The 13,094-nt window shown below is 49.8% G+C and carries 8 protein-coding genes and 1 pseudogene; 4 read left to right on the top strand and 5 right to left on the bottom strand.

Annotation, left to right across the window (positions count from 1 at the left end; all coding sequences use genetic code 11):
• Window positions 1-56: 56 nt before the first annotated feature.
• The 3 genes from Q0628_RS15260 to surE form a co-directional block, all read right to left on the bottom strand.
• On the bottom strand, window positions 57-1,769 hold the full coding sequence (locus Q0628_RS15260) for a glycoside hydrolase family 11 protein (protein WP_298772453.1): 1,713 nt from the start codon (window positions 1,767-1,769) through the stop codon (window positions 57-59).
• 239 nt (window positions 1,770-2,008) lie between these two features.
• Entirely contained in the window at window positions 2,009-4,711 is a 2,703-nt protein-coding gene (gene gyrA / locus Q0628_RS15255) for a DNA gyrase subunit A (protein WP_298772451.1), read from the bottom strand.
• Window positions 4,711-5,502, bottom strand: a complete 792-nt coding sequence (gene surE / locus Q0628_RS15250; protein ID WP_298772449.1) for a 5'/3'-nucleotidase SurE — start codon at window positions 5,500-5,502, stop codon at window positions 4,711-4,713. The genes gyrA and surE overlap by 1 nt, the downstream gene beginning before the upstream one ends.
• A 226-nt stretch (window positions 5,503-5,728) precedes the next feature.
• Between surE and Q0628_RS15245 the strand changes: the two genes are divergently transcribed.
• The 3 genes from Q0628_RS15245 to Q0628_RS15235 all read left to right on the top strand — a co-directional run bounded on the left by Q0628_RS15245 (window position 5,729) and on the right by Q0628_RS15235 (window position 9,213).
• Complete coding sequence (locus Q0628_RS15245) at window positions 5,729-6,586, top strand: TIGR02147 family protein (RefSeq protein ID WP_298772447.1); 858 nt, start codon at window positions 5,729-5,731, stop codon at window positions 6,584-6,586.
• Entirely contained in the window at window positions 6,576-8,339 is a 1,764-nt protein-coding gene (locus Q0628_RS15240; protein ID WP_298772445.1) for an FISUMP domain-containing protein, read from the top strand. Before Q0628_RS15245 ends, Q0628_RS15240 begins: the two co-directional genes overlap by 11 nt.
• A 121-nt stretch (window positions 8,340-8,460) precedes the next feature.
• Window positions 8,461-9,213: a TrmH family RNA methyltransferase gene (locus tag Q0628_RS15235; RefSeq protein WP_298772443.1), complete on the top strand. Its 753-nt coding sequence runs from the start codon at window positions 8,461-8,463 to the stop codon at window positions 9,211-9,213.
• 143 nt (window positions 9,214-9,356) lie between these two features.
• Here Q0628_RS15235 and Q0628_RS15230 read toward each other — a convergent pair whose 3' ends face one another.
• A complete protein-coding gene (locus Q0628_RS15230; protein WP_298772441.1) occupies window positions 9,357-12,197 on the bottom strand; it encodes a fibrobacter succinogenes major paralogous domain-containing protein in 2,841 nt (946 codons plus the stop codon).
• 216 nt (window positions 12,198-12,413) lie between these two features.
• Here Q0628_RS15230 and Q0628_RS15225 point away from each other — a divergent pair, with 216 nt between their 5' ends.
• Window positions 12,414-12,728 carry a helix-turn-helix transcriptional regulator gene (locus Q0628_RS15225; RefSeq protein ID WP_173567405.1) on the top strand — a complete coding sequence of 105 codons (315 nt, stop codon included), beginning with the start codon at window positions 12,414-12,416 and terminating at the stop codon, window positions 12,726-12,728.
• A gap of 129 nt (window positions 12,729-12,857) precedes the next feature.
• On the opposite strand, the pseudogene Q0628_RS15220 reads toward Q0628_RS15225, so the two are convergent.
• Window positions 12,858-13,094: pseudogene (locus tag Q0628_RS15220) on the bottom strand (hypothetical protein); the annotation flags it as partial.

The raw sequence follows: 13,094 nt of genomic DNA, 5'->3' as shown, positions 1-13,094 counted from the left end.
CCTTCTTTGTCATCCACAATATAGGAGTGCTTTAGGATTCTATGACAAAATCATTTTTAGCGGGTTACGCGCACCTGAGTAAGCTTGCTACCCTGCTTCACCATGTAGACTCCAGCCCTCTGGAACTTGGCAAAGAGAGCGGCGGCAACGGAGGCGCCATTGGCAACATCGACCTTGCCGAGGCTACGGCCCTGCATGTCGAACACCTGATAGATCTTACCGGCGGCGTTCAAGCGCAGCGTCGATGCGATTGCGTGGGTTTCACCACCTTCGGAACCCGGTTCAGCAGTGGTGAAGACCAGCTTGACGTCACTAATCTTGACAGCACCTGTAGTTTGTCCCAAGTTGAAGGCAAACTGAGCGGCTTCATCAGTATCTTCTTCCATAGCAAAGATAAATGTGTATTCCTTTTCCGTAGTGGTGATGTCAAATTCCTTAGTGGCGTATGCACCCCAGGGGTCTACGGATTGTTGGAAATTAACTTCAATCTTGCGATCTACATCAGCGCTAGCCTTAAAGGACAACTTGTACTTCATGCCCTTATCAAGAGCCAAATTGTACTGAACAAGCTGCGGCTGGTAAGTTTCTGCACCAATAGTGGTAACGTCAACCGTAGCCGTGCCACCAGAAACAGATGTCTTTGCAGCAGAGTTACCCCAGTTTGTACCCTGACCCAGGAACCAAGATGCATCTTGGCTTGTAGAAATCACGCTGCTGCTCGGGAAATCACCATCCTTAAGAAGGTTCACTGTGGTTTCGCCGACCAATTCAAACTTGGCGACAACAGACTTTTCCTTGTCCATGGTTACAGAAATGGTTTCGGTAGAGCCGGTAGCATCACCTTCCCAACCCACAAACTTCCAGCCTTCGTTGGCTTTGGCGGTGAGCTGTACAGCTGTTTTCGGAGCATAATAGTTAGCTTCGGGGCTCTTTGTCACAGTACCTGCCGCAGCCGGAGATGCAGTTACATTGAGGCCAAGTTCATCGGCACTGCCACCGATTTTCAGCAGGTTCTTCTTAACTTTAGCCCAACCTTTTGCAGTGCCCGTATTTCCGGTGTAGGATTCAATTTTCATGGAAGCAACTTCATACAGTTTTCCCATCTTCATACCCGCATCAGCCCATGCTTTGAAGTGCTTGGAAATAGAAATGGTTCCCTTGGTGCGATGCTGGCTCGTATTCGACGGGATGGACCAATACTGCTTAAAGGTGCTGGTACCCGAAAGAGAAGGTTGCTGAATACGGTCGGTAGTATAGAAATCGTAGTCAATACCATCGATCTTTGCAGAACCGAACTTTTTACCGCCCTGGGTAGGATTGTAGGGTCCACGATCCTGGATAATGTAGTATTCAATTTCATTGCTGAAACCACTGGGAATGTCCTGCTGGTCGTAATAGCCCCAACCATAGACGCTGACATACTTCACGTTGTCGGAGGAGCTCCATTCCACTTCAAATTCGGAGGTAATATTACCCACATTCTGTACGGTAACAGTGGAGTTAGACCCCCAACGCTTTCCGGTACGGGCCAACATGTTGATAGTACCCTGCCATTCAACTTCGAAAGCACCACCATTTTCGGTGCTTACGTTAAGCTTCATAGTTGCGGTACCGGCACCATTCTGGCTCCAGAGTTCGTAATCATAGCCACCGGCGCTACCCATTTGCTGATCTCTGCCACCAGAGCAGGTAACGGTCTGCCCCCAGGAAATGGATGACGAAATTGCGGCCATGGCAAAGGCTGTTGTTAAAACTTTTTTGATACTCATACTTTTCCTCTCGGGGGGTGGTTTGTACTCCCTTCTAATTTATACTATTCTACATAAGAGGTCAAGCACTACCGGATCAATTCCGTTGTTACCTTTTACAACAGAAAAAAAAAAGGAAAAAACGGCGATTTTTGAGTAAAAAAGCCTGTTTTTGATACAGAAAAGCCCCTCTCAAACATGAGAGGAGCGTTATTTATATTAACGGATTGCATCGGCCCCTTTCGAGGCCCCGCACCGTTTTATTCTTCGTCATTTGCCGGCACACCGATCTGCTGTTCCGGCTTGTCTTCGATCTTTTCGACAGAATCGTCGTCAACTTCGACGCCTTCCACGTGATCGAAGGTTTCCTTCGCTTCGGCGCTATCCTGTTCGATATCCTCGACGCTCGGGAGTGCGGTAGCATCCTGTACCACATCACCTTCGCGCAGGGTAATGGCCTTGACGCCCTGGGCGTTACGGCCCGTGAGGCGGATATCGGCAGCCTTGATACGAATCACCTGGCCTTCGCGGCTAGTAATGATCAAGTCGTAGTCATCGGCGACGCTTTCCACGAACACGGCGGCACCCACCTTATCGGTCACGTTCAGGTTGCGTACGCCCTTGCTACCACGGCGGGTAATGCGGTAGGTCGAAGGTTCGCTACGCTTGCCGTAACCGTTTTCGGTAATGGTCACGATCTTGTTGCCGGCCTTGAGCCACAACAGAGAAATCACTTCGTCGCCTTCGGCCAAGGTAATGCCCTTCACGCCGTGCGTGCCGCGGCCCATGGCGCGGAAACAGCTGATCGGGAAGGTCACTGCCTGACCGTTCTTGGTCGCAAGCATCAGCAAGTCCTTCGGAATCGGGCGACCTTCGATATCTTCGGCGTCTTCGGATTCTTCGGCGATGGCGGCCTCGGCAGCCTGTGTTTCGGCTTCGGCATCAGCGTCTTCGCCTTCGGCAGCCTGGCTAGCCTTGAAGTCTTCGGCAGACATGCCCACGAGCTGCACCTTCACCAGTTCATCGTCTTCGTCCAAGCTGATGGCGTTCACGCCCGCCTTGCGCGGACGGCTGAACAAGGTGAGGTCCATCTTGTTGATGACACCCTTCTTGGTCGCAAACACGAGACAGAAGTAACCGCCGAACTTGCGCACCGGCACAATCGCCTGTACCTTTTCGCCTTCGGTAAGACCGATAAAGTTGATAATCGGGCGGCCCTTGCCGTTGCGGGTTCCTTCAGGGAGTCGGTAAACCTTGGTCCAGTAAGCGCGACCCTTGTTCGTAAACACCAGCAGGTAGCTGTGGGTGCTTGCGGTAAAGATCTGTTCAACGTTGTCCTCTTCCTTGAGGGTTGCGCCTATAATGCCCTTGCCACCGCGGTTCTGCGCCTTGAAGGTATCAATCGGCAAGCGCTTGATGTAGCCTTCGCGGCTGAGCGTAATCACCTGTTCTTCTTCGGCAATCAGGTCTTCGTAATCGTAGTCGTCAACGGCATCTTCGATAGAAGTACGGCGGTCATCGCCACACTTGTCGACGATTGCATCGAGACGGTCGAGCATAATCTTCACGCGGCGTTCGCGCTTAACGAGAATGTCCTTCAAGTCGGCAACGGTTGCAACGAGTTCGTTGTATTCGGCTTCCAACTTTTCGATATTCAAGCCGGTAAGCTGAGCAAGACGCATGTCCACGATAGCCTGCGACTGGATTTCGTCGAGGTTAAAGCGGTTCTGCAAGGCAGTCTTTGCGGCTTCGGTCGTCGGGCTAGACTTGATAATCTGCACCACTTCGTCGATGTTCTGCGTTGCAATACGCAGACCTTCGATAATGTGGAGTCGTGCTTCGGCCTTGTTCAAGTCAAACTGCGTGGAACGCGTAATCACATCAAGGCGGTGATCCACGTAAACCTGGATAAGTTCCTTGAGCGTCAAAAGCTTCGGCAGGTTGTTGACGAGAGCGAGGTTATAAATGCTGAAGGTGGTCTGCAGCTGCGTATTTTTGAACAAATTATTCAAAACGACTTCGGCGACCACATCCTTGCGCATTTCGATTACGATGCGCATACCTTCGCGGCTAGATTCGTCACGAATGTCCGTAATGCCGTCGACGCGCTTGTCCTTCACGAGTTCTGCAATCTTCTTGCAGAGTTCGGCCTTGTTGACCATGTAAGGAATTTCGGAGACGACAATGCGCGGCTTACCGCGGCTATCCACATCGATTTCGGTACGGGCACGCACGCGCACACGGCCATGACCCGTCAAATAAGCATCGCGGATACCGGCGCGGCCACAAATAATACCGCCAGTCGGGAAGTCCGGGCCAGACACATACTGTAGCAGGTCTTCGCCGGAAATATCCGGATTTTCAGCAACCGCATGAATGGCGTTTGCAATTTCGCGGAGGTTGTGCGGAGCCATCGAGGTAGCCATACCCACGGCAATACCGGTGGTACCGTTCACGAGCATATTCGGGAGAGCGGAAGGCAGCACCTTCGGTTCTTCCAAAGACTCGTCGAAGTTCGGGCCCATATCCACAGTATCTTTTTCCAAGTCTTCCAACATGAGCGCACCCATGTTGTTCATCTTGGCTTCGGTATAACGCATAGCGGCAGCGCCGTCGCCGTCGATAGAACCGAAGTTACCCTGACCGAACACCAGCGGGTAGCGCAGCGAGAAGTCCTGCGCCATACGCACCAAGGTTTCGTATACGGCGGAGTCGCCATGCGGGTGGTACTTACCGATTACATCACCCACGATACGGGCGCTTTTCACCGTCGGCTTGTTGGGCACCACGCCGAGCTTATGCATACTGTACATCACGCGGCGGTGCACCGGCTTAAAGCCATCACGCGCATCAGGGAGTGCTCGGGCCACAATCACGCTCATGGAATAGCGCAAGTAGCAATCCTGCATGTCCTTTTCAATCAAGGACCTGATTTGCGAACCTGGTACCAATTCTTCTGACATTAGTTTTCCTCTATCATTTCATTTATTACTTCTAAACTTTCTTCGTCGGTCTGGTCGATACGGTGGGGCGTAATCGTCGCGTAGCCCTGATTCAACAGATAGTCGTCGCTATCCTTGGGCTGTTCGTCCCACAGCTTGTCACCGTCCAGCTGCCACATGTTCCCTTCGTGGGAATAGTGGTCCGTAAACATTCCAAGGGCCATCCTGGTCGCCTTGTACCCCTTGAAGGTTTCGGCGGTAGCCTTTGGAAAATTCACGTTCCAAAACACGCCTACGGGAATCCGTTCGAACAGGCGGTCCTTGACCACCTTCACGGCGAAATCCTTGGCTGTTTCAAGCATGTTTGCGGTTGTGCCGCGGAGCGAAAGCGCAATGCCGGGCACACCCCAAAGGGCGGCTTCGCGAGCACCCGCCACCGTACCGGAATACAGCGACGAGACTCCAGAATTTTCACCCACGTTCACGCCCGAAAAACACACATCAAATGGACCCGGACCTACCCCCTCAGTGGCAACCCCATGAAGCGCAAAATGGCCTAACGCAAACTTGACGCAATCGCCTGGAGTCCCATCCATAGAGTAGGACTGATAATCACCTGATGAATGGCACTGCTTAACGGCAAGCCCCCGACGCACCGTAAACGCGTGAGAAACGCCACTCTGTTCCGATTCGGGGGCAAACACGAAAACCTCCCCGAGAGGAGTCAAGGACTGAGCCAGGAAGTGTATATACGCATTCCCGACGCCATCGTCATTGGTAACAAGAATGCGCACTTTATGCGTGTTTTCCATGCTTTGGGAAATGTAGAAATTTGCACAAAAGAACACTCTCCAAAAGGCCCCAAAATTCGGTTTTTGACGACAAGAAAGCGAATTTCGCGTTTTTTTGTATTCCAGGAATACGAATTTTGTATTCCAAACTCATAAAATTTCAAAAATAACCAAATTTATTGTAAAATTCACACAAAAACACAGATTTTGTATTCCAAAACAAGAAAAATTGTCTAAATTTGTAGTCGTGAAGGAAATCATTGAGTACACAGATTACCGCAAGTTCATCCGGGACTACTACGATGAACGCAAGCGCAGTTCGGCCTTTACATGGCGCGAATTTGCACGTGATGCAGGCTTTTCGTCTGCAGTCTACCTAAAGTACGTTTGCGAAGGGAAAAAGAACCTGAGCATCGGTGCGGCAGGGTCGGTCGCGAACGCGATGGGACTTGTCGGTTTTGAATACACCTACTTTGTTCTGATGGTTTCGTACGCTCACGCCAAAAGCGACGAAGCGAAAAAGGCCGCATTCGAAGAAAGGTGTGCCCTTGCCATGGCCCATAAAATCCGGATCCTCGGCAACGAAGAGTTCAACTATTTCAAGTCATGGAAGAACGCGTTCATTCGCGAGCTCGCCCCGCACATGCCCGGAGCAAAGCCGCTTGAAATGGCACACGCCTGCAAGCAGAAGATTTCTGCTGCGGAAGTTTCGGAAACGCTCGACTTTCTGGTGCGAGCCAAGCTTCTGAAAAAGGACAAGAACGGTAACTACCACCAAACGGACAAGTCCATTTCGATGGGTTCGGTGGATGCGGTTCCCGTAGCCGCCCGCGATATGCAGCGTCAGATGGGCGAATTTGCAATCAAGGCACTAAGCCTACCGCTTTCGGAGCGCGACATGTCCGGCATCACCATGGGACTTACGCACCGTGCTTACGAACGAATCAAGAAAGAGCTTGCGGATTGTCGTCGCCGCATCATAGCCATCGCTACGGAAGACGAAGAAACGGAGCAGGTATACCGTTTGAACCTGCAATTATTTCCATTAAGTGAACCTTTAAAAAGTAATAACGATTCTATTTGGGAGGATAAGAATGAAAAGTAGTTTTTTAGCATACGCTAGTTTGTCTTTTGCACTTGTAGTCTGTTCTTGCTCTGACGAAAAAAGCGTCTCGGGCGGAACATCGGACGATGCAGGCATCATCGCAATTTCAGACAAAACGATAGCAGGCGTTACACAAAAGGGTCCCCTTGTCAAGGGTTCCAAGGTGATTCTCAAAGAAACCTCGGAAGATGGAAGTTTCACCCCCACCGGCAAGGAATTGACCACCAAGACGCTCAGCAACAAGGGTGACTTCAAGTTTGACAGCCTTGAACTAGAAAGTCAGTACATTCTGCTTTCCGCCAAAGGCAAGTACACTCGCGAAGAAGTTGACGAAACCTCCGCATGTTCCATCCGCCTGGACGCCGTTTCGAGCCTGGAAAAGCGCGAGACCGTAAACATCAACCTTTTGACCCACTTTGAATACAAGAGGGTCCTGAACCTGGTCAAGGAAGGCAAGTCCTTTGCCGAAGCCAAGAAACAGGCCGCCACGGAAGTTTTCGAGGCTTTCGGTTTCACAGCCGATGTCAACGCTGCCGAAGACCTGAACATCTACAACACCTCCGAGGCGGATCTGATCCTGTACAACATCAGCGCTCTTATCGATGGCCAGCCCGAATGGAACGACTGGCTTGACGAAGATCTCGAAGGATGCGACAAACTGCAGCAGTATCTTGACACCTTCACCGACGACTTCGCCGACGATGGAAAACTCAGCGATAGCGTCATGCAGGATGTCGCAGGTTACGCCTATTACTACACCAATGTTCATGCCGATATGGAATTTACAACTGAGCAGGATATCCGGGACAAGGAAAAGGCAGACCCGGACGAACGCAAGGATCATTCGCTGAGAAAATGGAAAAAACAATACGAATTCAGCAAGCACGTATTCCTGCACTACATGGATGTCGAATTCTGTAAGGAAAACCTTTGGGGAGAGTACAGGGAATTCAACAAGCCCATCGTCATCGGCAGCTGGGATAGAGAAGTCCTAACACAGGGTTACCTCCTTTGTAACGGATTCAATTGGGAAATCACGACAAAGGAACATCTTGATTCGCTTACCCTAAAAATCGAACACGAAACGGGTTCCATGACGGACAAACGCGACGGGAAAAAATACAAGACCGTAAGCTTCAAGTACAAGGGCAAGAAATATGTCTGGATGGCCGAAGACCTCCAATACAGCGACTCCACGATCACCTATTCCAAGGGTTATGAAAAGAATAAGCGCCTCGTCGGAAGCTATAGCTGGACAACCGTCATGCAAGTTGACGACAAGTATATGAAGGGTCCCATCAAGGACGGTCTACTGGATTCGCTCCATCAGGGAATCTGCCCTGACGGATGGCATGTCTCTACCAGCGAGGAATGGGCAATTCTCCTTGATTATGTGGGCGGACCGCAGAACCTACTTGACGAAACCTGGAGGGCATCGGACATTGAAGCCGCCTTCGGAAAGGATCTGATCGGAGTATTCTTCAACAAGTTCGACTTCAATCTTTCCGTCATGGATGCCAAGTATCTGGAGACCTATTATCACGCCTACACACTTGACGAGGACAATCTGTCGTACAACGCGCCCGCATTTGACAATGACGACCCGTGGAAAGATCCAAAGATTCAGTTCTTCGACATGGACTACCCGCTAACGAGAACTGACTTCACCTTCATCGAGTTCTCGATTGACAGGAACTACATTCTCGGTGTCAGCAGATCTCCCAAGGCCTATGTCCGCTGCGTAAAGAACTAGAGCACGTTTACATCCTCATTTTGGGCCCCGAGTTTTTTAGGGTTTGAGGATGGTTAGGAGAAGGATCCCGCGGAACTTCCGCGGGATCTTTTTTGCGCATTTGCTACATTATAGGGTACCTATGTTTTCCGAAAAGAAATTTCTCGCCACCAAAGAGACATCCAAGGCCAAACGCATGGCCGAACTGCTGCGCGTCATCATCTTGCAACTGGGCGATGACGTGCCCCGCGCCAAACGCGAATTCGAGACTTACGCCGAATGGATGAAGCTCCCCGAAAGCGAGCACCTTACCGGAAAAAATCAAGCCCAGATGATCGACCTGTACAAGACGTTCCGCACCAGGGCCGGACTCGGGTTCGAACGGGACGTTTACCTGGAGCAGGAACCGGGGGACCGCGAAGTCGCGAACGAGAAGCCGATTCCCTTTGCCGTACTCGTGCACAACTTGCGCAGCGCCTTTAACGTCGGTTCCATCATCCGCAGCACGGACTGCTTCGGGCTCGAAGGAGTCCACCTGAGCGGTTACAGCTGCGGCCCCGACCATGTGACGGTCAAGAGTGCCGCCCGCGGGTGCCAGGAATGGATCCCCATCAAGCGCTGGGATAGCCCCTTCGACTGCGTGAAGTGGCACAAGGAAAACGGCTACGAAATTATCGCGCTCGAAACCGGCGAAGACATCCCGAGCATCAATGAAGTCAAGTGGCCTGAAAAAGGCCTCATCATCCTCGGCAACGAAGAATTGGGAATCGCCCCCGAACTGATGGCGGAGGCGACAATGAAAGTGACTATTCCGATGGCTGGCCGCAAGGCGAGCATGAATGTCGCCGGTGCGTTCGCCATTATGGCTTTCTGCTTGAGAAGCCCCCAGCGCTAAATTTCTAGCGGAAAAGATACATGCCAGGGGCAGCATTTTCAGCCAGGAACAAACCCGCGACAACACCGAAAAAAAAATTCATAAGCCCCATAAAAAACACCTCACTGTATGGGAATAAATGTTTTTTTGACGGGGGCAGATTTCTACTCGGACACGCCAGAATCTTTAATACACCGCACAGAAAGGCCAACCCTTTTTGCCATGCTTGACTTGCCCGCTTTTTCGGAGTAATCGAAAGATGCACCAAGTGTAAAACCAACATCATCCGAATAACTCTCATCATCGGCACTCCAGAAATATGCCGTAGAACCAACAGAGGAAGATGTCTGATTCCAGTACCCCATGGGAATTATCGAAAAGCCAAAGTCATCCGTACCATTACGAGATTCACCATTATACTTACCCCAACCTGACTTGGACTTCAACATCCTACCAGCCGTATTCATGTCACCCGTGGCCGAGAATAAGGTATCCCATTCTGCCATAGACGGAAGATGCCAATTTTCGGGACATACCCCGCGCACTTTTTGGGGCAATTCACAGGAACTAGCCTTGTAGCCGCACTTTTTTCCTGTTTCATTGAAAATTCGTATGGAGTCGATAGCCGCAGCCCACGAGTAGTACCGTCCCCCGATTTCGCAGTACGCACCATTGTTTTGATGGCACCAGGACATTTTTTTCAAGCTAGGCTCACTTAATGTATCAGCGTAGTTTAGATTCTGCGCCATCCAAACTTGATTGCCAATTTTTATGGTTTTGTAAGTTTTCTGGTCTCTCCCGTCCGTCATGGAGCCATAAACCAAGTCATGGTTCATTCTTAGGTCAAGAGCGTATTTCCAGTCCCATTCGGTAATATCGGTCCATACGTTATTAAGACATCCATATGTTATAGCATCCACTCTCACAATAGAATTCTGCAGACGTTCTCGACATCCGCCAATCTGCTGTTCCAAAGCGGACGCACGCTCCCAACCGGAGGAACTATCTTTATCGGAATCCACGAAATCACATACATAAATGTTGGTTTCATCTATACGCCCATTCATCAAAGCACCATCCGTTTGTGCGTTGCAATTTTTTCGAGCTTCATACGTATCGTTATAGATGGCAGGAGCCTTGGTCCAACGATAAGCTGTATCGGACAACGTGGCCGTTTTCTTTGAACATACATAATAAACATCATTAACCTTCACCGAACTCGTATCGTGCAATACAGCGATTTTTCCCGACTGCGTATTCTTTTTCTGTGCACAGGCAAGCCCACCATTCTTATGCAACAGACTATCTAGCGTCGTTCCACGGCGCCAGTTATGACCATCATACACATATACAAAATCCGTATTCAAATTGCCATTTTTGACATCACCTTCAGTATATTCATGTCCCCATGTAGCAGTATCCTTCGCCATATTGCTCGCAATCTTCCAAGTGCCACCATTATCATCAGCAACGCAAATATAGCGGGTCTTAGTTTTGGTTGTATCGGTGAGACTTTTCGCATAATGAGAACTCATTTCATTTGTCACATAACGCACCTCGCCATTCTTTGCCACGGGGATATCGCCCATCGAAGATAAGCCTTCCGCAAGACTTCCACATACGCCAAGGCCCAATTCCTGATACCAATAATTTCTCAGGAACGGTTCAAATTTCGCAGCCCTTGCGGAAAGTTTCCAGGACTCAATGTTTTCACGGATTCTACTGAGCCCTCCCGATGAATCTAAAGCAGCGGCCCAGTCGGCAATAGCAATTTTCGTAGCTGCGGCATCCCATCTTCCGGTTTCCTTTACAGCAGACGAAATTTCAGCAAGCAGTTCCGTTACATTTGCAGCGTTACGAGTTCCTTGTAGTAATATGGAAATTGCAAGAAGAGCGCCATCATCATTGTGAGGGCCGGCAATGTCCAAATCTTCCGACAAGCTAAAATCCCTTGCATCAATATGGAAAATATCCAGAATTTCTGATTGCGCCTGTTTCTTGGCGGCTTTGAATTTCATTTTTTTCTGGGTCACCAAATAGATTACTCGTTCATATTCCAAATGAGTGAGAAGGTTAATGTTCACCATGTTGCGCAAATTCATGTCGGCTATTCCAGATAGCGTAATGGGGGCATCTGAAGTGTACCCCGTGATCTCTTTACGATAATAGCCCGTAGCCAACAACTTTACATACTGGCTCACCAATTTTTGTGTAGACATTTCAAATTCACCGTTATCGTTTAGAACTTTCCCATTAAAAACTTTATCCGTCTGGGCAAGCGTGCGACCACTTTCCAATTCATAAAAGAACACCTTGGAATCCAAAAGGAACGGTCCTTTCTGAACTACACCCGTAACGCCATCCAATGAAATGGCAATCTTCTCGGAGTCAAGCGTAACCGTTTCGGCACCACTGACAGATCCCGTCGAATCAAGGTTGAGTAAAACCGCAGAAGCACCGCAGGCAATCTTTATCTGCGAGGGCAGCGTTTCCAGGGAACACCCCTCACCAGCTTCACCTTTTTGACCATGAAAAACAACGCCCACAGAATCTCCCCCGCAAAGCACCTTGAGACCAAGTCCGTCAGGAAGAGGTTTAGTCTCGCAACCGGAACTCGCCAAATAAACAGTATCACCCTTGTCGTGTACATAAATGGTGTCGCCCACAACGTAGACGGTATCAGACATCACATAGATGGTATCCCCTGCAATGTAGACGGTGTCCGATCTGTTTACAATCGAGTCCTTTCCCACCGAGCCGAACCACTTGCCATCTGCACATACCCGTATTTCGTGCTCTTTTTTTACCCACACCATTTCACCGTCATTTTCCGAAGTGCACTCTGGAAGCTCCGAAACTTTGTCGACCGATTCAAGGCCCTCGCGAACATATTCTTTTTCGACTATCGTCTCCGTCGATTCTCCGCATGCCGTAAGCACAAACGACAGAGTAACAAATGCCGATAAAAAAACGTAAGCTAAGGGGGAATGGGCTTTATTTTTCATAAAAGCGCTCCTTCTTGGGGATTCTTTTTACAATAGGACTTCTCTAAAAATACATCTTTTTCGTGAAAAAGGTTGTTCCTGCGCATTCGCGACCTGAAAAAACTCCGCTTTTTTTGGGGACTTTTTTACTTTTTGACATACTCGCATTTAATCGTCATACATTTTCGTCTATATTTATTGACATTTTCCTAAAAAGTATATATATTTACAAACATCATGGGAAAGAAAGCAGTCGTTTTAATGCCGAAGACGAGCAAGATACTCGAACAGATGGGTGAACAAATCCGTCTCGCCCGTATGCGCCGTAAAATATCGGTCGCATTGGTCGCCGAACGTGCGGCAGTCAGCCGAGCCTCGGTTTGGGCTGTGGAAAAAGGTTCTGCGGCAGTCGCCATCGGGATATACGCCGCAGTCCTTCACGCCATCAACGGCATGGACTCAGACTTGCTCAAAGTAGCCGCCGATGACGAACTCGGTCAAAAGCTCCGCGACATCGAACTCCTTAGGAAATACCACAAGGATAAAACATAATCAAGAAGCGAACAAGCCTTCATGGCTCCCGCATTCACGGAAGCTGAGAAATAGGCCAGCACGATTGTCAGCCGGTACTTTTGCGATTATGGCTTTCTGCTTGAGAAGCGCCCAGCGCTAAATTTTCAATTACTTGGCCGGGGCCAAAGCCTTGACTGCTTCGGTCAGGCGGTCGATGGCCTGAATAAGTTCATCCATTTTGGCTTCGCTTACACCACCCTGCACAACAGCGGCGGCATTAGCAGCAGTCGCTGCAGCTGTCTGCGCGGTTTCTGCCGCAGAAGCAGATTCCTTCACCGGAACCTTGCCGACGAACTTTACCAGGCCGCCGTATACGATCAGAGCATACAGGATGTGGGTGATGTA

It is taken from the genome of uncultured Fibrobacter sp. (genome assembly GCF_937877005.1).
GTDB lineage: Bacteria > Fibrobacterota > Fibrobacteria > Fibrobacterales > Fibrobacteraceae > Fibrobacter.
This window is presented reverse-complemented; position numbering and strand designations above follow the sequence as displayed.